Here is a 20772-nt window from a genome sequence, read left to right as displayed (position 1 = left end):
ACCATCGCGGTGGAGCGCGACGCCGTACGTCTCGCGCGTCGGACGGCCCACCGTCAGCCGGCGTCCGGCATGTCGTCGCGCGCCTGCTGTCTGTCGCCCGTCTCCTCCGCGGACGCGTCCACGTCCTGGCGCGGCTGCGGCAGGACCGGCTGGAGCACCAGCATCCGCTCGACGAGGCGCAGGAACATCGCCACGTCCCGTATCAGGTCGTCGGCGTCCCGGCGGCTGGCCGCGCCCTGGATGCCCGCCTCGGCCCGGGCGCGGCGCCGGGCGCCCGAGGCGAACAGGGCGCTCCACTCGGTGAGTTCGGGCGCTATCTCGGGGAGCACTTCCCAAGCGCTCCTGATGCGTGCCCGGCGCCTGGACGTCGGCTCCGGACGCCCTCGCGCCGCGAGCACGGCGGCGGCGGTGCGCAGGGCGGCGAGGTGGGCGGTGGCATAGCGCTCGTTCGGCGTTTCCAGAACGGTGGCCTCGTCGAGTCCGGCACGGGCCTGGGCGAGCAGGTCGAGGGCGGCGGGCGGGGCCGTGGTCCGGCGGAGCACGGGGTGCACGTCGCTCGCCGGGCCGGTCAGTGAGGGGGCAGGGCCGGTGGCGCGGCGCCGACGCGCGGCGGCTGCGTGGTAGCTGGCCATGACGAACCTCCTGTCGTCTGTGTGACGGCATGCCCGATACGGGATGCCGTATGTGCCCATCGTGAGGTATGGCACTGACAATCCGTTCTGACCTGCGATTTTGCTTCGATCGAGAGTTCGGGCTAACTTTTGCACTGACCAGTCAGTTCAAAATGGAGGGGGCAGGGATGGGGGAAGCCGTGGCCGGGGCCGGTGTCACGGCCCTGGGGCTCGGGCTGAAGGGGCCCCGCGGATGGGCGTTCCGCGGGGTCTCGTTCGAGGCGGAGCCCGGCTCGCTGATCGCGGTCGAAGGGCCGTCCGGCACCGGACGTACGTGTCTGCTGCTGGCGCTCACCGGGCGCATGAAGTCCACCGAGGGAACCGCGACGGTGGGCGGGGCGCCACTGCCCAAGCGCATGGCGGCGGTGCGGCGCGACAGCGCCGTGGCCCATGTCCCGGGTGTGACCGACCTGGACCCGGCCCTGACCGTCGCCGAGCACCTCCATGAACGGGCGCTGCTCCAGCGGCGGTTCGGCGACGCGCTGCGCGGGCTGCTGCGCCCGGGGGCCGAGCGGCGGGCCGAGGAGCGGCTGCGGATCGACGCCGCGCTGACGGCGGCCGGCCTCGACCGCGAGTCCCTGCCCAAGGGCTCCCGTACGGCCGTACGGGATCTGGAGCGGGCGGAGGCGCTGCGGCTGTCCATCGCGCTGGCCCTGATCGGACGCCCGCGGCTGCTCGGTGTCGACGACACCGACTTCAAGCTCTCGGACTCCGAACGGGCGGAGATCTGGGAGCTGTTGAAGTCCCTCGCCGCGTCCGGGACCACGGTCGTGGCGGTGTGCAGCGAGGCCCCGGACGGCACCGTCAAGGTGTCCACGGCCGCCCCGAAGAACCAGGAACCCCAGGAATCCGAGGGAGAGGAGGCCGCCGATGCGCACGCCCAGGCTGGCCGCGCTTGAGCTGAGGCGCTTCGGCCGCGGGAAGCTGCCGCGCGCCGCCCTGGTGGCGCTGCTGGTGCTGCCCCTGCTGTACGGCGCCCTGTACCTGTGGTCGTTCTGGGACCCGTACGGCCGTCTCGACAAGATCCCCGTGGCGCTCGTGAACGACGACAAGGGTGCGTCCGTCGGGGGGAAGAAGCTCACGGCGGGCGACGACATCACCAAGGGGCTGCATGAGAGCGACGTCTTCGACTGGCGCGAGGTCAGCGCCGCCGAGGCCGAGAGCGGCGTCGAGGACGGCACGTACTACCTGTCGCTGACCATGCCGGCCGACTTCAGCGAGCGGATCGCCTCCAGCGCGGGCGACTCGCCGGAGACGGGCGCCCTTCAGGTGCGTACGAACGACGCGAACAACTACATCGTCGGGCAGATCTCGCGGACCGTCTTCAGCGAGGTGCGCGAGGCCGCGTCCACGAAGGCGTCGCGGTCGTTCCTGGACCGGATCTTCGTGTCGTTCTCCGACATCCACGGCGCGACGGTCAAGGCCGCCAACGGCGCCGACAAGCTGGAGGGCGGCATCGGGAAGGCGGAGAAGGGTTCCAAGGACCTCGCCGACGGGCTGAAGGACGCCAAGGAGGGCAGCGGCAAGCTGTCCACGGGCCTGAAGAAGCTCGACAAGGGCGCGGGCGATCTGGAGGACGGCTCCAGGCGGGTCGCCCAGGGCACACAGAAGCTGGCCGACAAGGTCAACGGCATCGACGCGAAGGTCGGCCCGTTCCTGAGGGACGACGAGAAGACCATCGGGGACACCGCGCGGCTGGTCACCGACACCTCGAAAGCGATGCGCAACAACCTCGACGACCTGGTGAAGCGCGCTCCGGACGCCGCCAGGGACGCCCACGCCGCCGCCGACGTGCTGAACGTCGTCCACAAGGCGCGCTGCGAGGACGCGGTGCTGTCCGACCCGGTCTGCTCCGACCTGAAGAAGGCGAAGCAGTCGGCCGCGGACGTGGCGACGATCGGCGACGGCCTCAACACGCTGATCGCCGACCAGGACGGCGATCTGAAGAAGCTCGACAAACAGCTCGGCACCCTCCAGCAGCAGTCCCAGGCGCTCGCCGACCGCGCGCCGCACCTCTCCGAGGACCTCGACGACGCCGTCGCCCGCATCAACAAGCTGAACCAGGGGGCCGCGAAGGTCGCCGCGGGTGCCAAGAAGCTGCACTCGGGGCTCGGTGGCGCCCGGAGCGGTGCGGTGGACCTGGACAGCGGCGTGGGTCGGCTCAAGACCGGCGCGTACGACCTCAACGGCGGCATCTACAAGCTGGTCGACGGCTCCGGGAAGCTCTCGGACGGGCTGCACGACGGTGCGGGGCGCATCCCCGACTACGACAAGAAGGACCGCGACGCCCGCACCGAGGTCATGGCCGACCCGGTCCAGCTCCTGTCCAGGGATCTGCACAAGGCGCCCAACTACGGCACCGGGTTCGCCCCGTACTTCATCCCGCTGTCCCTGTGGGTGGGCGCGATGGTGGCGTACATGCTGATCGCGCCGATGAATCGGCGCGCGCTCGCCGCGGGCGCCCCGGCGTGGCGGATCGCGCTGGCCGGCTGGCTGCCCGTGGTGGCGATCGGGGTGCTGCAGACGGTGGCCCTGATGTCGGTGCTGCACTGGGCGGTCGGGCTGCAGATGGCGCGGGCGGCCGGGACGGTGGGCTTCCTGTTCCTGGTGACGGCGTGCTTCGCGGCGATCGTGCAGTGGCTGAACGCGCGCTTCGGGGCGGCCGGGCGGATCCTGGTCCTGGCCCTGCTGATGCTCCAGTTGACGTCCGCGGGCGGTACGTACCCCGTGCAGACCAGCCCGGGCTTCTTCAACGCGCTCCACCCCTTCCTGCCGATGAGCTACGTCGTGGAGGCCCTCAGGAGGCTCATCACCGGCGGCGGCCTGACGCCGGTCTGGCAGGCGTGCGCGGTGCTCGTCGCGTTCACCGCGGGCGCGCTCGCGCTGACCGCCCTGTCGGCCCGTCGCCGCCAGGTGTGGACCCTCGACCGGCTGCACCCGGAGCTGACCCTGTGAGCGGGCGCGGCACAATCAGGCGCATGGAAAGCAGCAGCGCCGCGTCGGGCGGCAGCACGCGCCGTGAGGCCACCCGGCAGAAGCTCTACGAGGCGGCCGTCACACTCATCGCCGAGCAGGGCTTCTCCGCCACCACGGTCGACGAGATCGCCGAGCGGGCCGGGGTGGCGAAGGGCACGGTCTACTACAACTTCGCGAGCAAGTCGGTCCTCTTCGAGGAGCTGCTGCGGCACGGAGTGGGCCTGCTCACCGCCTCGCTCCGGGAGGCCGCCGAGCGGACCGCGCGGGACGGCGGCGGCAAGGTGGACGCCCTGGACGCGATGATCCGCGCGGGCCTGGTCTTCATCGACCGCTACCCGTCCTTCACCCAGCTCTACGTCGCCGAGCTGTGGCGGACGAACCGGGCCTGGCAGTCCACGCTCATGGTGGTCCGTCAGCAGGCCGTGGCGGTCGTCGAGGGCGTGCTGCGCGAAGGGGTGGAGAGCGGCGAGTTCAGCGAGGAGATCGACATTCCGCTGACCGCGGCCGCACTGGTCGGCATGGTCCTGGTGGCCGCCCTGGACTGGAAGTCCTTCCAGCCGGAGCGCTCCTTGGACGACGTGCACGCGGCGCTGTCGCGGCTGTTGCAGGGCCGGGTGAGCGGCCGGTGAGCGGACGCCGCTGAGGCGGTCGGCACACGAAAGCGCCGGTCCGATGTGGCCGCGTCCCCCGCGGGCCACTGTCGAACCGGCGCCTTCTTGTGCTCCCCCGTTTTCCCCGTTCCCCCGTTCTTCCCCCGTGTGGACCCCCGTTCGGTCGTTCCCCCGGGTCCCCCGGTCTCGCTCCCGCCGACGCCAGGCCGGCGGAAGGAGCGGATCCGGGGCCGCTCCGTTCCGGCGCCCCGTGTCGCCGGTGCCGGAGCCGATCCCCTTCTCCGTGTCTCCACTCTCTCGTTCCCGCAGGTCGCGCCCCATCCGCGCGCGTACTCATCTCCTCGGCTAGGTACGCGTACTCAGAGCTGCGCACTCATCCCCAAGACCCGGTGTTGCCCACTGGTTACGATCACCCCCGTGTCTGTACTCCCTTTGGTGTTCACAAGTGGCTGGGCCAGCGGCATCAACGCCTACGCCGTGATACTGCTGCTCGGCATATTCGGCGCGACGGGACTGAGCGACGAGGTGCCCGAGGCACTGCAGCGTCCGGACGTCCTCATAGCGGCCGGGGTGCTGTTCCTCTGCGAGGCCGTCGCCGACAAGATCCCGTACGTCGACTCGGCGTGGGACGCGGTGCACACGGTGATCCGGCCGGTGTCGGGCGCGGTCGTCGCGGCGCTGCTCGCCGGGCAGAGCGGGTCGGTGCCGGAGCTGGCGGCGGGCGCGGTCGGGGGTTCCACGGCGCTGGTGAGCCATCTGGTCAAGGCCGGGACGCGGATGGCGGTCAACACCTCGCCCGAGCCGTTCAGCAATGTCGTGGTGAGCCTCGCCGAGGACCTGGGAGTCGCCGCGATCATCACCTTCGCGATCTTCCACCCCGTGGCGGCGGCCGTCATCGCGGGCGCTCTGCTGCTCGCCGGCCTGCTCCTGCTGTACTTCCTGATCGCGCGGATCCGTGGCTTCCTGCGGCGCAGGGCCGAGCGGCGGGCGGAGAAGCGGCTCGCGCAGTCGACGGCGGGGCCCGGCTGAGCCTTCTTCCGAGGTCAGTGCGCCCTTGTCAGTGCCGGCCGATAAAGTCCCACGCATGGCACGGATTGCGGTGATCGGCGCCGGGATGGGCGCGATGGCGGCCGCTGCCCGGCTGGCCGTCGCGGGCCACCGAGTGGCGGTGTACGAGCGTACGCAGACGTACGGCGGAGCGGTGCGCCGCTTCGAGCGCGACGGCTTCGGCTTCGACACGGGCCCCGGGCTGCTCCCCCTGCCGGCCGTCTACCGCGACCTGTTCATCAAGACCGGCAAGGAGCCGCTGGAGGAGTGCGTCGAGCTGGTCCAGGTCGACCCGTCCGCGCGTCATGTCTTCGCGGACGGCACCGCGGTCTCGCTGCCGAACGCCTCGCGCGCGGGCGTGGTGGCGGCCCTGGACGAGGCGCTGGGCGCCGGCACGGGCGCCCGCTGGGGCGACTTCCTGGTCCGCGCCCGCGAGGCCTGGGACCGCACGCGCAGGCCGCTGCTGGAGGAGCCCCTGTGGCCGAACTGGCGGGTGCTGGCCGAGCGTGAGCCCTACCCGTCGGTGCCCCACAAGCGGCTCCTGCGCACCCGCCGGGCCGGCACGCTCGCCGAGGTCGGCGCCTGGGAGCTGCGCGACCCCCGGCTCGTCGCCCTGCTGGAGAGCCACGCGCTCGCGTACGGCCTGGACCCCGGCGCGGCCCCGGCGAGCGCGGCGGTGCTGCCGTACCTGGAGCACGCCTTCGGGACCTGGTATGTGCGCGGCGGCATACGGGAGTTGGCCCGGGCGGTGTACGAGCGGTGCCTGGCCCGAAGGGTCGAGTTCCACTTCGGTGCGGAGGTCACCGGGATCGTGGAGAAGGACGGCCGGGCGGCGGGGCTGGAGCTGGCCGACGCGGCCGTGGCGGAGGCCGACATGGTCGTCGGCACCGGGCCGTGGCGCCTGCGCGACCTGGTGGGCGACCGTGAGCTGTACGCGGCGGAGGCGGTCGAGCCGAGCCCCGAGGGCCTGTCCTCGGGCCGGGCCGTGGTCTGCCTGGCGCTGCGCGGGGCGCGGGAGGCGGGCGCCGCTCACCGCACGGTGGCGCACACCCCGGACCGGCGGGCCGAGTTGGACGCGTTCGGGCTCGGCGAGCCGCCCGCGCACCCGACGGTCCGGATCGATCGCCCGGACGACGCGGCCCTGCGCCCCGACGACGCCCACGAGTCCGCGGTGCTCACCGCCACCGTGCCGTCGCAGACGCGGTACGACTGGAGCGCCGCGGGTGCCGCCGACGCGTTCGCGGACCGGATGGTCGCCGCCGCCGAGCGTGCCCTGCCCGGCCTGGGCGAGCGCATCCTGTGGCGGGAGGTCCGTACGCCGGTGCACACCCGGCAGGAGACGGGGGCCGAGGGCGGCGGTGTGCCCGCACCCGCGCTCGCCGCGGCGCAGGGTGCCTTGCTGCGCCCGTCCAACAGCACGCGCATACCGGGCCTGTTCACGGTCGGCGGCTGGTCCCACCCGGGCGGCGGCCTCTCACACGCGGGCATGTCGGGTGCGCTGGTGGCGGGGCTGATCGTGGAGGGCCCGGAGTTCCGGGGCTCGCAGTGATCCGCGGGTAGGGGGATCCGTCAGAAACGGTACTGCTCGTCGTACCCCTGCTCCTGCCCCTGCTGCTGGCCGTTGCCCTGGTACGGGTACTGCTGCTCCGGCGGGAGTTCGCCGCCGTACGTCTCGTCGGTGCGCTGCTGCGGGACCCAGACGCCGCCGGGCGGGGTCTCGCCGTAGGTGCCGGTGGCGTACTGGTCCTGGGTGTAGCCCTGCTGGCCGTACTGCTGCTGGCCGTAGGCGTCGTACCCGGCGCCGCCGTAGGTCTGGGTGCCGATGTACGGGTCGGAGTAAGCGGCGTACTGCTGCTGGCCGTTGGGGTCGTAGCCGTACTGCTGCTGGTCGTAACCGGAGTAGCCGTCGTACGCATAGCCCTGGTCGGCCGTCGCGTACTGGTCCTGGGGCTGGCCGGTGGCCGCGTAGTTCTGGTCGGCGGCGGCGTAGCCGGAGTCGCCGTATATGCCGTAGGAGCCGGTGTCGTCCGGCATGGGCTGCGGCTCGTAGACGGAGGTCGTCTCGGCGGCCGTGGGCTGCGGCGTGCGCGCGGGCGTGAAGACGTCGTCGCGGTCGTACTCGTCGCCGTAGCCGACGCTCTCACGGCCGTACTCGGGGGCGTCGCCGGGGAAGCCGTCCGCGCTCGCCTCCAGGCCGGAGACCTCCAGGGTCGGCTCCCGGTGCTCCGCCTCTTCACGGCGGCGCTTGGCGCCCAGCGGGCCGAGGGCCGGTGCGGGGACCGCCCAGCCGGCCGAGAAGCCGCGGCGGAACGACAGCGTGACGTAGGTCTGGCCGACGGCGAACGCCGCCGCGCCCAGCCCGATGACGATCACCTGTCCGATCAGCACGCCGCTCACGACGCCGAGGAAGCCGGCGAAGGCGAGCAGCCGCCAGCGCAGACGCGCCTTGTACTGCAGCAGTACCTCGCCCAGCAGCCACAGCGCGACGACGCCGAACGCGATGTAGAGGACCGTCCAGCCCATGTACGCCCCTCTCCCAGTGGCCGCCTACGCAGTGTGACGTATATCAGGACGGCCGGTCTAGGCCTGCGGTGGGTGGTGCAGGCCCAGGTTCTCGTAGATTTCCAGGGTTGCCGTGGAGTTGTTGAGCGTAATGAAGTGCAATCCGGGCACTCCCTCGGCCAGCAGCCGCGCACAGAACTCCGTGGCGAACTCGATCCCGATCGAGCGTACAGCCGCCGGATCGTCCTTGGCTGTGAGGATCCGCTCTTTCAGGGCGGCCGGGAAGGCGGCGTTGGTGAGGGACGGGATCCGCTCCAGGCTCCGTACGCTGGCGATCGGCATGATCTCCGGGATGATCGGGGTGTCGCAGCCGGCGGCCGACACGCGGTCGCGCAGCCGCAGGTAGTCCTCCGGTTCGAAGAACATCTGCGTGATCGCGTAGTCCGCGCCGGCCCGGCACTTGTCGACGAAGTGACGGACGTCGGTCTCCCAGTCGGCGGAGCGCGGGTGCATCGCCGGGAAGGCCGCGACGCCCACGCAGAAGTCGCCGGACGCTTTGATCAGCTCGACGAGCTCGGCGGCGTAGGTCAGGCCGCGGGGGTGGCGCACCCAGTCGCCCAGCGGGTCGCCGGGCGGGTCGCCGCGCAGCGCCAGCATGTTGCGGATCCCGGCGTCGGCGTACTGGCCGATGATGTTGCGCAGGTCGGCCACCGAGTGGTCGACGGCGGTGAGGTGGGCGATCGGCGTGAGCGTGGTGTCGGAGGCGATCGCCTCGGTCGCCTTGACCGTGCCCGCGCGGGTGGAGCCGCCCGCGCCGTAGGTCACGGAGACGAAGTCGGGCCCGACGGCCTCGACCCGGCGCAGCGCGTTCCACAGGTTCCGCTCGCCCTTCGGGGTCTTGGGGGCGTAGAACTCGAAGGAATACGTCGTCTTGCCGGTCGCGAGCATCTCGCGCACGGTACGCGCGTGGTCCGACCTGATGGATGCGGTGCCGAGGGCCATACTCGCAGGTTAGCCAGGGGGCTCCGGTCCCCCAACCAGACGCTGGAAATTTGCCCGATTTGTCGGATTGTTGTCCAGTCCTTGGACAAACGGGCGAATATCCGGGGTGCCCCTGGTCGCCCTACACCTGCCGCAGCCGCTTGGCGAACTCCGCCGCCGCGGCGCCCGGGTCGGTGGCCTCCGTGATCGCCCGTACGACGACGACACGGCGGGCGCCGGCCTCCAGCACCTGGTCGAGGTTGCCGAGGTCGATGCCGCCGATGGCGAACCAGGGGCGGTCGGTGCCGAGGGACGCGGTGTGGCGGACCAGGTCGAGGCCGGGGGCGTGACGGCCGGGCTTGGTGGGGGTCGGCCAGCAGGGGCCGGTGCAGAAGTAGTCCACGCCCTCCTGGGCGGCGGCCGCCTCGGCCTCCGGGTCGGCGTGGGTGGAGCGGCCGATCAGGACGTCGTCCCCGAGGATCGCGCGGGCGGCCGGCACCGGGAGGTCGCCCTGCCCCAGGTGCAGGACGTCGGCGCCGGCGGCGTGGGCCACGTCGGCGCGGTCGTTGACCGCGAGGAGCCTGCCGTGCCGGGCGCAGGCGTCGGCGAGGACCTTCAGGTGCTCCAGTTCCTCGGCCGCCTCCATGCCCTTGTCCCGCAACTGCACGATGTCGACACCACCGGCCAGCGCGGCGTCCAGGAACTCCGCCAGGTCGCCCTGCCGCTTGCGGGCGTCGGTGCACAGGTAGAGCCGGGCGTCGGCGAGCTGCGCGCGGGCGGTGCCCGCGGTGACGGTGTCGGACATGCGGTGCCCCCTGGGGTCGGGTTGCCGGGCGGGTGAGGTCGGGCGGGTGCCGGACCCCAGGCACGGTAGCCGGAGCGCGGTGCGCGGACGGCACCCGCCGGCGGCCTGTGGCCGTGCCGTCGGTCGAGGGCGTACGGGCCGGGTCGACGCTCGAAGGCGCCGGCGACCATGCCGGGCCACGGCCATGCGGCCGCAGTCGACCGCGGCCGTGGCCCGAAGGCCCCGGCCCGTACACCGGACGGTGTGGGGATCCCGGTGGTCGGCTCAGACGGCGAGCGCCTGGGCGCGGCGCTTCACCTCCGTGCCGCGGTTCTCGCCGAGGGCCTGCGCGGGGGTGCCGGGCAGGCTTTCGTCGGGGGTGAAGAGCCACTCCAGCATCTCTTCGTCCGTGAAGCCGTCGTCCCGCAGCAGCGTCAGGGTCCCGGACAGGCCCTTGACGACCTTGTCCCCGTCGATGAAGGCGGCGGGGACGTGCAGCGCGCGGTTCTCACCACGGCGCACGGCGATGAGCTGGCCCTCCTTGACCAGCTGCCGGACGCGGGTCACCTCGACGCCGAGTTGTTCGGCGATGTCGGGCAGGGTGAGCCAGGCGGGGACGAGAGCATCGATCTTTGCGTCAATCTCGGTCACGGAGACAAGCCTGCCATCTGCCACTGACAGTCGGAAGCCAGGCCGGTCCGGCCGGGCGGGGCCGGCGCACTACGCCGTCGCCGCCTTCAGCGGCCGCGCGGGGTCCACCAGCAGCTCCGCGTCCATCGGCGTGCCCGACTCGATCAGCCGCCGCCCCTGCGCCAGATCCCTCGGCCGGCCCACCGCCAGGAGGGCGACGAGGCGGTCGTCCCTGAGCCAGCAGACCGTCCACGCCGGGCCCGACGGGTCGCCGCGCCACACGGTCGTGTCGGCGGCGGCGTGGTGGCCGGCGTACTGGACGAAGCGGCCGAACTGCTCGGACCAGAAGTACGGCACGGGGTCGTAGACGGCGGTGGTCTCGCCGAGGATGTTCGCGGCGACCGTGCGCGGGCCCTGGAGGGCGTTGTCCCAGTGGTGGACCAGCAGGCGCTCGCCGTAGCGCCCCGAGGGGAAGGACGCGCAGTCGCCGACCGCGTAGACGTCGAGCACGGAGGTGCGCAGCCGCTCGTCGGCCACGACCTCGCCGTACGCGCCGAGCTCGATGTCCGAGCCGACCAGCCAGGCCGTGGCGGGCCGGGCCCCGATGCCGACCACGACCGCGTCCGCGGGAATCCGCGAGCCGTCGTCGAGGAGCACCGCGCCGGGCTCGACGCGCTCCACGCGCGTGTGCGTGCGCAGCACCGCGCCGCTGTCCTCGTACCAGGCGGTCATCGGCGCGGCCACCTGCGCGGGCAGCGCCCCCGCGAGCGGCCGGTCGGCGGCCTCCACGACGGTCACCGCACAGCCCGCCTCGCGCGCGGCGGTGGCGAACTCCGCGCCGATCCAGCCCGCGCCGACGACCACGATGTCGTGCTGCCGGGCCAGCACCGGCCGCAGCCGCTCGGCGTCGTCCAGGGTGCGCAGCAGATGCACACCGGGGACGCCCTCCGTACCCGGCAGCCGGATCGGCTCGGCGCCGGTGGCGAGCACGAGGACGTCGTACGGAAACGGCCCGGCCTCGGTGTCCAGCTCGCGGTCGGCGGTGCGCACGCCGAGCACCTCGCGCCCCAGCCACAGCTCGATGCCGAGCGCCTCGAAGTCGACGTCGAAGGCGGAGCCCTCGGCCTTGCCGAGCAGCACGGCCTTGGACAGGGGTGGCCGGTCGTACGGCTGATGGGGTTCGGCGCCGATGAGGGTGACGGGGCCGGTGAAGCCCCGTTCGCGCAGGGCGACCGCCGTCTGGACCCCGGCCATGCCCGCGCCGGCGACGACCACGCGGCGCGCCGCTGACGTGCCCGGTTGCTGCGTCTGCTCGCTCACCTGATCACCATAGACAACTGACTATTCGTCAGTCAGGGGGCGTGCTCAGTGACCTGCTCCACAACACTCGTTCCCGCGCCGTCCTGGGACTCCCACTCCCAGGTCTCCGCCAGCCGCACCCGCCCGTCGGGAAGCTCGGCCACCGTCGAGACGCAGTGGCCCGAGGACGTCGTCCCGTCCCGCTTGAGCTGCACATACCGGAAGTCCAGCCGGTCGCCTTCCCGGGTGCCCACGAGATGGCCGCGCACGACGTCGCCGCCCGCGTACTCGGCCCAGATCTCGCCGTCCTTCTCGTGGTACGTGAACCGGGTGCGGGTACCCACCTGACCTGGGGCTTGGTCCACAACGGGGGCGAGGACGAGTCCGTCGAGCGAGCGTGCCACGGGCTGCGGCTCCCTTACTGAGACATACGGGGGCGGGCTAGGGTGGCCACCGTAGAGCACTCGCGGGAGCCCGGACGGACCGGGCTGAGAGGGAGGCTGGCGGCCTCCGACCGTACGAACCTGATCCGGGTCATGCCGGCGAAGGGAGGGGCTGGACGCCCATGTCGCGTACGCGAACGTCAGACGTCCTCGTCATCGGGGGCGGAATCATCGGTCTGGTCACGGCGTGGCGGGCCGCGGGACGCGGGTTCACCACGGCCGTCGTGGACCCCGAGCCGGGCGGCGGGGCCGCCCAGGTGGCCGCCGGGATGCTGGCCGCCGTCACGGAACTGCACTACGGCGAGCAGACCCTGCTGGGCCTGAACCTGGAGTCGGCCCGCCGTTACCCGGACTTCGCGGCCGAGCTGACCGAGTTCACCGGCCATGACCTCGGCTACCGCCGGTGCGGCACGCTCGCCGTCGCGCTGGACGCCGACGACCGCGCCCATCTGCGCGACCTGCACGCCCTGCAACGCCGGTCGGGGCTGGACTCCGAGTGGCTGTCGGGCCGCGAGTGCCGGCGCCTGGAGCCGATGCTCGCGCCCGGGGTGCGCGGGGGGCTGCGGGTGGACGGCGACCACCAGATCGACCCGCGGCGGCTGGCCGGGGCGCTGGTGGCCGCGTGCGAGCGGGCGGGGGTCGTCTTCCACCGCACCTGGGCCGAGCGCCTCGACGTCGTACGGGACCGGGCCGCCGGAGTCACCACGACGGACGGCACCGGGCTGGGCGCCGGCCAGGTGGTCCTGGCGGCGGGCAGCCTCAGCGGGCGCCTCGCGGGCGTCCCGGACGACGTACTGCCGCCCGTGCGCCCCGTGAAGGGACAGGTGCTGCGGCTGACCGTGCCGCAGCGGTACGCGCCGTTCCTGAGCCGTACCGTGCGGGCCGTGGTGCGCGGCAGCCAGGTGTATCTGGTGCCGCGCCAGAGCGGGGAGCTGGTCGTCGGGGCGACGAGCGAGGAGCTGGGCTGGGACACGACGGTGACCGCGGGCGGGGTGTACGAGCTGCTGCGCGACGCCCATGAGCTGGTGCCGGGCATCACCGAGCTGCCGCTCACCGAGGCCCGGGCCGGTCTGCGCCCCGGCTCCCCCGACAACGCGCCGCTGCTCGGGCCGACCGAGCTGGACGGGCTGTCGCTGGCCACCGGGCACTACCGCAACGGCGTGCTGCTGACGCCGGTCACCGGGGACGTCATGGCGCAGGTCCTGGCCACCGGTGAACTCCCCGAGGAGGCCCGCGCGTTCACGTCCCGGCGGTTCGCCGGCGCCGCCCTCACGGAGCAGCCGGCATGAACATCTCCCTCAACGGTGAGCGGCGGGAGGTCGCTCCCGGTACGGCGCTCGACGTCGCCGTACGCATGCTCACCGCGGCGCCCTCCGGAGTGGCCGCCGCTCTCAACGAAACCGTCGTCCCGCGCGCGCAGTGGCCGTCGACGCCCCTCTCCGAGGGAGATCGCGTCGAGGTCCTCACCGCCGTCCAAGGAGGCTGAACCATGGCCGACGATCCCTTTGTCATCGGCGGTACGTCCTTCACGTCCCGCCTGATCATGGGCACGGGCGGAGCGCCCAGCCTGGAGGTGCTGGAGCGGGCGCTGGTGGCGTCCGGGACGGAGCTGACCACGGTCGCGATGCGGCGGGTGGACCCGTCGGTGCACGGCTCGGTGCTGTCCGTGCTGGACAGGCTCGGGATCCGGGTGCTGCCGAACACCGCGGGGTGCTTCACCGCGGGAGAGGCCGTGCTGACGGCCCGTCTCGCGCGCGAGGCGCTCGGCACGGATCTGATCAAGCTGGAGGTCATCGCCGACGAGCGGACCCTGCTGCCGGATCCGATCGAGCTGCTGGACGCGGCGGAGACGCTGGTCGACGACGGCTTCACGGTGCTGCCGTACACCAACGACGACCCGGTGCTGGCGCGAAAGCTCGAGGACGCCGGCTGCGCCGCGATCATGCCGCTCGGCTCGCCCATCGGGTCGGGGCTCGGCATCCGCAATCCGCACAACTTCCAGCTGATCGTGGAGCACGCGCGCGTGCCGGTGATCCTGGACGCGGGCGCCGGTACGGCGTCGGACGTGGCGCTCGCGATGGAGCTGGGGTGCGCGGGCGTGATGCTCGCCTCGGCGGTGACGCGCGCTCAGGAACCGGTGCTGATGGCCGACGCGATGCGGCACGCGGCGGAGGCGGGGCGGCTGGCGTACCGGGCGGGCCGGATTCCGCGGCGGCACTTCGCGGAGGCGTCGTCGCCCGTGGACGGCATGGCACGGCTGGACCCGGAACGACCCGCGTTCTGAACGCACGTTCGACGAAGCCCTTCGATCAATGAGGCATCCGTCACAGGTCGGCTGCAGTACCGCCCCGATCCCGGCCGAACCGGCTGGCGTGTCGGTGTCGGCCCCTACACTCACCTGCGTGGATACGACCCTTCAGGACCCTCTGGTCGGGCAGGTGCTCGACGGCCGGTATCGCGTGGACGCGCGGATCGCGGTCGGCGGGATGGCCACGGTCTACCGGGCCCTGGACACCCGCCTGGACCGCGTGCTCGCGCTCAAGGTGATGCACCCCGCGCTGGCAGTGGACGGGGCGTTCGTCGAGCGGTTCATCCGGGAGGCGAAGTCCGTCGCCCGGCTGGCGCATCCGAACGTGGTGCAGGTCTTCGACCAGGGCACCGACGGGTCGTACGTCTATCTCGCCATGGAGTACGTCGCGGGCTGCACCCTGCGTGACGTGCTGCGCGAGCGCGGGGCGCTGCAGCCCCGGGCCGCCCTGGACATCCTGGAGCCGGTGCTCGCCGCGCTCGGCGCCGCGCACCGGGCCGGGTTCGTGCACCGGGACATGAAGCCGGAGAACGTCCTGATAGGGGACGACGGACGGGTCAAGGTCGCCGACTTCGGACTCGTGCGGTCCGTGGACACCGTGACCAGCACCACCGGCGCCGTCCTCGGCACCGTCTCCTATCTCGCGCCCGAGCAGATCGAGCAGCCCGGCGCCGCGGACGCCCGGGTCGACGTGTACGCGTGCGGTGTCGTCTTCTACGAGATGCTCACCGGCGAGAAGCCGCACGACGGGGACTCCCCCGCGGTGGTGCTCTACAAGCATCTGCACGAGGACGTCCCGCCGCCCTCGGCGATCGTGCCGGGGATGGCGTACGAGCTGGACGAGCTGGTCGCGTCGGCCACCGCGCGCTCCCCGCAGCTCCGCCCGTACGACGCCGTGGCGCTGCTGGCCCTGGCCCGGGAGGCACGGGCCGGGCTGAGCGCGGAGCAGCTCGACGCGGTGCCGCCGCAGGCGCTCACGGCGGAGCACAGCAACGCCGACGACCGTACGAGCGTGATCCCGCGCGCGCTGAACATCCAACGCCCGCTGCCGGTGAACGGGGACGAGCCCGAGGCCGTCTTCCACCGCACCAGCCGGCTGGAGGCCCCGCCGCCTCCGCCGCCCGGGCGCCGGTCGCGCACTCCGCGCCGGCCGCGCGGCCCGCTGGTCGTCGTCACCGCCGTGCTGCTGGCCCTCGGCCTGGGCGTCGGCATCTGGTACATCAACTCCGGCCAGTTCACCCAGGTCCCGCCGCTGTTGTCCAAGACCGAGGCGCAGGCCCGGGACCGGCTGGCGGAGGCCGGGCTCGAGGTCGGCAAGGTGGAGCGGTCCTACAGCGACACCGTCAAGCGCGGCGCCGTCATCAGCACGGACCCGAAGACGGGCGCCCGCATACGGCACAACGACTCCGTGTCGCTGGTCATCTCGGCGGGCCCGGAGACGGTGAAGGTGCCCGATCTGGAGGGCTACCCGCTGGCCAAGGCGAAGGCCGAGCTGAAGGAGGCCGGACTCCAGCCGGGCATGGTGACCCGGGAGTTCAACGACGACGTCACCAGGGGTTCCGTCCTCTCCTCGGACCCCGGGACCGGCACCAAGGTCCGCTCCGGCTCCGCGGTCGCGCTGGTCGTCAGCAAGGGCCGCCCGGTGGACGTCCCGGGCGTCACCGGCGAGAGCCTGGCCGACGCGAAGGCGGACCTGGAGGAGGCCGGCCTGAAGGTGAAGGTCGCCTCCGAGCGGGTCAACTCCGAGTTCGACGCCGGCCAGGTCGCCCGGCAGTCGCCGGCCGAGGGCGGGCAGGCCGCCGAGGGCGACACCGTGACGCTGACGCTGTCCAAGGGACCCGAGATGATCGAGGTGCCGGACGTGGTGGGCGACAACGTCGACGACGCCAAGGCCGAGCTGGAGGCCGCCGGCTTCGCGGTCGACGAGGACCGCGGCCTGCTCGGGCTGTTCGGCGACACGGTCAAGAAGCAGTCCGTGAAGGGCGGCAAGACGGCACCGAAGGGGTCGACGATCACGATCACCATCCGGTGAGGAAGCCCCTCATCGGCCGGTGAACAGGCAGGCCGGACCGCATGGCACCCTGAACGGGTGAGAAAGCAGCAGTCCGGCACCGCCCTCGCGGGCCCCTCCCGCAACCCCGTCGGCAGCCACGTCCCCGTGGCCGGCGGCCTCAGCTCCGTCGGGCTCACCTACGCCCACGACCTGAAGGCGGAGACCGTCCAGGTCTTCGTCGCCAACCCGCGCGGCTGGGCCACGCCCGCCGGGAATCCGCGGCAGGACGAGGAGTTCCGCGCGGTGTGCGAGGCCGAGTCGATCCCGGCGTATGTGCACGCGCCGTATCTGATCAACTTCGGCTCGCACACCGAGGCCACCGTCGAGAAGTCGGTGCAGTCGCTGCGGCACTCGCTGCGCCGCGGGCGGGAGATCGGGGCGCTGGGCGTGGTCGTGCACACGGGCAGCGCGACCGGCGGCCGGGAGCGGTCGGTGGCCCTGCGCCAGGTGCGCGAGCACATGCTGCCGCTGCTGGAGGAGCTGACCCACGACGACGACCCGTTTCTGCTGCTGGAGTCGACGGCCGGCCAGGGCTCCTCGCTCTGCTCCCGCACCTGGGACTTCGAGCCGTACTTCGAGGCGCTGGACGCCCATCCGAAGCTGGGCGTGTGCCTGGACACCTGCCATGTCTTCGCCGCCGGTCACGACCTGACGGGCCCGTCCGGCATGCACCGGACACTCGACCTGCTGGTGGACACCGTCGGCGAGGGCCGGCTGAAGCTGATCCACGCCAACGACTCCAAGGACGTCGTGGGCGCCCACAAGGACCGGCACGAGAACATCGGCGCGGGCCACATCGGCGAGGACCCGTTCCGGGCGCTGATGACGCACCCCGCCACCGAGGGCGTACCGCTGGTCATCGAGACGCCCGGCGGGAAGGAAGGGCACGCGGCGGACGTGGAGCGGCTGAAGAAGCTCCGGGACGGCTGAGACTCCGGGTCAGTCCTCGTTTTCGAACAGAACGTGGGCCGTGTCGACGAGGTGCACCACGAGCACGATCAGCAGCCCGTCGCTGACGACGTACTCGATGGCCATGGTGTGGGTCAGTGCGAGGGAGCGCGTGTTCTCGTCACCGGAGATCGGCGACGAGACCTTGGTGCGGGGGTCGGTGGTCAGTATGGCGAGGCCACGCTGGAGCAGCTCACGGCGGTCGTCCGGGAGACTGTCGCGCACACGCGCCGCGGCCTCCGAGAAGATCACGCTGAACACTGCCATCGGGGCCCCCTGCACGTGGTCGTAGTAACGAACAACGAGCTTACCGGCAGTGTCAGAGCTCGGGCCCGTCCCCGGGCTCCTCCTGGTACGAGTACCGCTGTTCCTTCCACGGATCGCCGATGTTGTGATACCCGCGCTCCTCCCAGAAGCCGCGGCGGTCGGCGGTCATGTACTCCACGCCGCGGACCCACTTGGGCCCCTTCCAGGCGTACAGATGGGGGACGACCAGACGGAGGGGGAAACCGTGCTCCGCGGTGAGCAGTTCGCCGTCCTTGTGGGTGGCGAAGATGGTGCGCTCGGAGGCGAAGTCGTCCAGGCGCAGGTTGGAGCTGAAGCCGTATTCGGCCCAGACCATCACATGGGTGACAGCCGGCGCGGGCGGGGCGATCTCCAGGATCGTACGGGCCGGGATGCCGCCCCACTCCGCGCCGAGCATGCTGAACTTCGTGACGCAGTGCAGATCGGCGACGACGGTGGTGTACGGCAGGGCCGTGAACTCCTCGTGGGTCCAGCAGTGCTTCTCGCCGTCGGCGGTGGCCCCGAACACCCTGAACTCCCAGCGTTCGGGACGGAACTTCGGGACGGGGCCGTAGTGCGTGACCGGCCAGCCGCGCTGCAGCCGCTGTCCCGGCGGAAGCTCGGAGTGTGCCGCTTCTCCAGTTTCGCGCTCCACCGGCTGACCCATGACTCCATCCTGACAGACCCGAAGCAGTGCGCTTGACCCCACCCTCAGCAATTCATCTCAAAACGGACTAAGCATGCACTTACTTACTAAGTGAAGACTTACTGGACGATCTTTATCGCCGGTGCAATCATGCGGCGCAACCTGCCAGTTCCCCGCTTGGAAGGAGCCCGAAGCGATGCAGGGCGACCCCGAGGTCCTCGAATTCCTCAACGAGCAGCTCACCGGTGAGCTCACCGCGATCAACCAGTACTGGCTGCACTACCGGATCCAGGACAACAAAGGCTGGACGAAGCTCGCCAAGTACACGCGTGAGGAATCCATCGATGAGATGAAGCACGCGGACAAGCTCACCGAGCGCATCCTCATGCTCGACGGCTTGCCCAACTACCAGCGGCTGTTCCATGTGCGGGTCGGCCAGACGGTCACCGAGATGTTCCAGGCCGACCGGCAGATCGAGGTGGAGGCGATCGACCGCCTCAAGCGCGGCATCGAGGTGATGCGCGCCAAGGGCGACGTCACGTCGGCGAACATCTTCGAATCGATCCTCGAGGACGAGGAGCACCACATCGACTACCTGGACACACAGCTGGAGCTGATCGACAAGCTCGGTGAGGCGCTGTACATCGCGCAGCAGATCGAGCAGCCGAGCTAGGCCGCGTCCGCCAGGTCGGTGAGCATCGGCTTGCCCTGGTCGGCCAGCTCACGGCGGGGGCACGCGCCCCTGCCCAGGAGCGCCTGAATACGGCGCACGCACGATCCGCAGTCCGTGCCCGCCTTGCAGGCGGACGCTATCTGGCGGGGGGTGCAGGCGCCGTCCTCCGCGTGCTTCTTGACCTGCTGCTCGGTGATGCCGAAGCAACTGCAGACGTACACGCGGTTCACCTCCCGGCGGGATCGATGTGCCATCCCCTTGATCGGTGAGGCTAACCTAACCTTACCCGGCTCATAGGAACCGTAAAAGTGCCGCGGGGCGCGGATCGTATGTGATCCGCGCCCCACTCATGTCCCGGTAACAGGCGATCCTGTCACTGGTCCCTGTACATCTCCGCGACGAGGAACGCCAGGTCGAGCGACTGGCTGCGGTTCAGACGCGGGTCGCAGGCCGTCTCGTAGCGCTGGTGCAGATCGTCGACGAAGATCTCGTCGCCGCCGCCCACGCACTCGGTGACGTCGTCACCGGTGAGCTCGACATGGATGCCGCCCGGGTGGGTGCCGAGGCCCTTGTGGACCTCGAAGAAGCCCTTGACCTCGTCGAGCACGTCGTCGAAGCGGCGGGTCTTGTGGCCGGAGGCCGCCTCGAAGGTGTTGCCGTGCATCGGGTCGGTCACCCAGGCCACCGTGGCGCCGGACGCCGTGACCTTCTCGACCAGCTCGGGAAGCCGGTCGCGGATCTTGTCCGCGCCCATGCGGACGATGAACGTCAGCCGGCCCGGCTCGCGCTCCGGGTCCAGGCGGTCGATGTACTGCAGCGCCTCCTCGGCCGTCGTCGTCGGGCCGAGCTTGATGCCGATCGGGTTGCGGATCTGCGAGGCGAACTCGATGTGCGCGTGGTCCAGCTGCCGGGTGCGCTCACCGACCCACACCATGTGCGCCGAGACGTCGTACAGCTGCCCGGTGCGGGAGTCGACCCTGGTCAGCGCCGACTCGTAGTCGAGCAGCAGCGCCTCGTGCGAGGAGTAGAACTCGACCGTCTTGAACTCCTCCGGGTCGGCCCCGCAGGCGTGCATGAAGTTCAGCGCGTTGTCGATCTCGCGCGCGAGCTGCTCGTAGCGCTGACCGGACGGGGAGGACTTCACGAAGTCCTGGTTCCAGGCGTGCACCTGGCGCAGGTCGGCGTAGCCGCCGGTGGTGAAGGCGCGCACCAGGTTGAGCGTGGAGGCGGAGGCGTTGTACATCCGCTTCAGGCGCTCGGGGTCCGGGACGCGGGCGGCCTCGGTGAAGTCGAAGCCGTTGACGGAGTCGCCGCGGTAGGTCGGCAGGGTCACGCCGTCGCGGGTCTCGGTCGGCTTGGAGCGCGGCTTGGAGTACTGGCCGGCGATGCGGCCGACCTTCACGACCGGCACCGAGGCGGCGTACGTCAGCACGGCGCCCATCTGGAGCAGGGTCTTCAGCTTGTTGCGGATCTGGTCGGCCGAGACCGCGTCGAAGGCCTCGGCACAGTCGCCGCCCTGGAGAAGGAACGCCTCTCCCTTGGCGACGGCCGCCATCCGGGCGCGCAGCTGATCGCACTCGCCCGCGAAGACGAGCGGCGGATACGACTCGAGGTCCGCAACGACTGCGCGCAGAGCCTCAAGGTCGGGGTACTCGGGCTGCTGCGCCGCGGGCAGGTCTCGCCAGGTGTTGCCAGCGCTTGCGCTGGTCTTAGCGTTCACGGTCACGACCTCAACATTACGGGGTCGTGTCGGGCGTCCTACCCCATGCCCAGCAATTGAGACACGGGGTACACGCCTCGGACATGGGGTAGGGTGCCTCGCATGTTCGCGCATTCGACCCAGACCTGGTGGTGGACCGCTCATCCGGCGGCCCACTGACTGCGCGTACGACAGACTTCGCGAAGGCCGCCCGAG

Annotated in this window: 23 protein-coding genes and 1 riboswitch; of the genes, 12 read left to right on the top strand and 11 right to left on the bottom strand. The window is 71.6% G+C overall.

The window, feature by feature from the left end; translation table 11 throughout:
- Nucleotides 1-53: 53 nt before the first annotated feature.
- Nucleotides 54-632 carry an SAV_6107 family HEPN domain-containing protein gene (locus IM697_RS11395; protein WP_194047187.1) on the bottom strand — a complete coding sequence of 193 codons (579 nt, stop codon included), beginning with the start codon at nucleotides 630-632 and terminating at the stop codon, nucleotides 54-56.
- 167 nt (nucleotides 633-799) lie between these two features.
- Between IM697_RS11395 and IM697_RS11390 the strand changes: the two genes are divergently transcribed.
- From IM697_RS11390 to IM697_RS11370, 5 genes are all read left to right on the top strand, one after another.
- Entirely contained in the window at nucleotides 800-1570 is a 771-nt protein-coding gene (locus tag IM697_RS11390) for an ATP-binding cassette domain-containing protein (protein WP_194047186.1), read from the top strand.
- Complete coding sequence (locus tag IM697_RS11385; RefSeq protein WP_194047185.1) at nucleotides 1542-3626, top strand: YhgE/Pip family protein; 2085 nt, start codon at nucleotides 1542-1544, stop codon at nucleotides 3624-3626. The genes IM697_RS11390 and IM697_RS11385 overlap by 29 nt, the downstream gene beginning before the upstream one ends.
- Nucleotides 3627-3649: 23 nt before the next feature.
- Nucleotides 3650-4276 (top strand): TetR/AcrR family transcriptional regulator, encoded by a 627-nt coding sequence (locus IM697_RS11380; RefSeq protein ID WP_194047184.1) that lies wholly within the window; start codon nucleotides 3650-3652, stop codon nucleotides 4274-4276.
- Between the two features lie 399 nt (nucleotides 4277-4675).
- Complete coding sequence (locus IM697_RS11375; RefSeq protein WP_194047183.1) at nucleotides 4676-5287, top strand: DUF4126 domain-containing protein; 612 nt, start codon at nucleotides 4676-4678, stop codon at nucleotides 5285-5287.
- 55 nt (nucleotides 5288-5342) lie between these two features.
- Nucleotides 5343-6854, top strand: a complete 1512-nt coding sequence (locus IM697_RS11370) for a phytoene desaturase family protein (protein WP_194047182.1) — start codon at nucleotides 5343-5345, stop codon at nucleotides 6852-6854.
- A 20-nt stretch (nucleotides 6855-6874) separates the two neighbouring features.
- Here IM697_RS11370 and IM697_RS11365 read toward each other — a convergent pair whose 3' ends face one another.
- The 6 genes from IM697_RS11365 to IM697_RS11340 all read right to left on the bottom strand — a co-directional run bounded on the left by IM697_RS11365 (nucleotide 6875) and on the right by IM697_RS11340 (nucleotide 11905).
- Nucleotides 6875-7828, bottom strand: coding sequence for an SCO2102 family sporulation regulator (locus IM697_RS11365; RefSeq protein ID WP_194047181.1), 954 nt, complete (start codon nucleotides 7826-7828; stop codon nucleotides 6875-6877).
- A gap of 57 nt (nucleotides 7829-7885) precedes the next feature.
- Nucleotides 7886-8809, bottom strand: a complete 924-nt coding sequence (gene metF / locus IM697_RS11360; RefSeq protein ID WP_194047179.1) for a methylenetetrahydrofolate reductase [NAD(P)H] — start codon at nucleotides 8807-8809, stop codon at nucleotides 7886-7888.
- Between the two features lie 121 nt (nucleotides 8810-8930).
- Nucleotides 8931-9593, bottom strand: a complete 663-nt coding sequence (gene thiE, locus IM697_RS11355) for a thiamine phosphate synthase (RefSeq protein ID WP_194047177.1) — start codon at nucleotides 9591-9593, stop codon at nucleotides 8931-8933.
- A 264-nt stretch (nucleotides 9594-9857) separates the two neighbouring features.
- A complete protein-coding gene (locus IM697_RS11350) occupies nucleotides 9858-10223 on the bottom strand; it encodes an Rv2175c family DNA-binding protein (protein ID WP_194047175.1) in 366 nt (121 codons plus the stop codon).
- A 69-nt stretch (nucleotides 10224-10292) separates the two neighbouring features.
- Nucleotides 10293-11522, bottom strand: coding sequence for an NAD(P)/FAD-dependent oxidoreductase (locus tag IM697_RS11345; protein ID WP_194047173.1), 1230 nt, complete (start codon nucleotides 11520-11522; stop codon nucleotides 10293-10295).
- Nucleotides 11523-11554: 32 nt separating this feature from the next.
- Nucleotides 11555-11905: an avidin-fold protein gene (locus IM697_RS11340; RefSeq protein ID WP_194047171.1), complete on the bottom strand. Its 351-nt coding sequence runs from the start codon at nucleotides 11903-11905 to the stop codon at nucleotides 11555-11557.
- Nucleotides 11906-11957: 52 nt separating this feature from the next.
- A riboswitch (TPP riboswitch) is annotated at nucleotides 11958-12069 on the top strand.
- Between IM697_RS11340 and thiO the strand changes: the two genes are divergently transcribed.
- The 5 genes from thiO (at nucleotide 12067) to IM697_RS11315 (ending at nucleotide 17235) form a co-directional block, all read left to right on the top strand.
- Nucleotides 12067-13233, top strand: a complete 1167-nt coding sequence (thiO, locus tag IM697_RS11335; RefSeq protein ID WP_194047169.1) for a glycine oxidase ThiO — start codon at nucleotides 12067-12069, stop codon at nucleotides 13231-13233. It overlaps the preceding riboswitch by 3 nt.
- Entirely contained in the window at nucleotides 13230-13430 is a 201-nt protein-coding gene (gene thiS / locus IM697_RS11330) for a sulfur carrier protein ThiS (RefSeq protein ID WP_194047167.1), read from the top strand. Before thiO ends, thiS begins: the two co-directional genes overlap by 4 nt.
- 3 nt (nucleotides 13431-13433) lie before the next feature.
- Nucleotides 13434-14228, top strand: a complete 795-nt coding sequence (locus IM697_RS11325; RefSeq protein WP_194047165.1) for a thiazole synthase — start codon at nucleotides 13434-13436, stop codon at nucleotides 14226-14228.
- 118 nt (nucleotides 14229-14346) lie between these two features.
- A complete protein-coding gene (pknB, locus tag IM697_RS11320) occupies nucleotides 14347-16284 on the top strand; it encodes a Stk1 family PASTA domain-containing Ser/Thr kinase (RefSeq protein ID WP_228044623.1) in 1938 nt (645 codons plus the stop codon).
- Nucleotides 16285-16341: 57 nt separating this feature from the next.
- Nucleotides 16342-17235: a deoxyribonuclease IV gene (locus tag IM697_RS11315; RefSeq protein WP_194047161.1), complete on the top strand. Its 894-nt coding sequence runs from the start codon at nucleotides 16342-16344 to the stop codon at nucleotides 17233-17235.
- Between the two features lie 9 nt (nucleotides 17236-17244).
- Here IM697_RS11315 and IM697_RS11310 read toward each other — a convergent pair whose 3' ends face one another.
- Nucleotides 17245-17520 (bottom strand): hypothetical protein, encoded by a 276-nt coding sequence (locus IM697_RS11310; RefSeq protein WP_194047159.1) that lies wholly within the window; start codon nucleotides 17518-17520, stop codon nucleotides 17245-17247.
- Nucleotides 17521-17572: 52 nt separating this feature from the next.
- Complete coding sequence (locus IM697_RS11305) at nucleotides 17573-18205, bottom strand: sulfite oxidase-like oxidoreductase (RefSeq protein WP_194047157.1); 633 nt, start codon at nucleotides 18203-18205, stop codon at nucleotides 17573-17575.
- Nucleotides 18206-18380: 175 nt separating this feature from the next.
- On the opposite strand from IM697_RS11305, the gene bfr reads away from it, so the two are divergent.
- Nucleotides 18381-18857, top strand: a complete 477-nt coding sequence (gene bfr, locus IM697_RS11300) for a bacterioferritin (RefSeq protein ID WP_194047155.1) — start codon at nucleotides 18381-18383, stop codon at nucleotides 18855-18857.
- Here the strand turns inward: bfr and IM697_RS11295 are convergent.
- A complete protein-coding gene (locus tag IM697_RS11295; protein ID WP_194049675.1) occupies nucleotides 18854-19087 on the bottom strand; it encodes a (2Fe-2S)-binding protein in 234 nt (77 codons plus the stop codon). The genes bfr and IM697_RS11295 overlap by 4 nt on opposite strands.
- A 143-nt stretch (nucleotides 19088-19230) precedes the next feature.
- Entirely contained in the window at nucleotides 19231-20583 is a 1353-nt protein-coding gene (locus tag IM697_RS11290) for a class II 3-deoxy-7-phosphoheptulonate synthase (protein ID WP_194047153.1), read from the bottom strand.
- A 96-nt stretch (nucleotides 20584-20679) separates the two neighbouring features.
- On the opposite strand from IM697_RS11290, the gene IM697_RS45870 reads away from it, so the two are divergent.
- Entirely contained in the window at nucleotides 20680-20736 is a 57-nt protein-coding gene (locus IM697_RS45870; RefSeq protein WP_073723848.1) for a trp operon leader peptide, read from the top strand.
- The last annotated feature ends 36 nt before the right edge of the window (nucleotides 20737-20772 follow it).

Source organism: Streptomyces ferrugineus, from assembly GCF_015160855.1.
Lineage (GTDB): Bacteria > Actinomycetota > Actinomycetes > Streptomycetales > Streptomycetaceae > Streptomyces > Streptomyces ferrugineus.
This window is presented reverse-complemented; position numbering and strand designations above follow the sequence as displayed.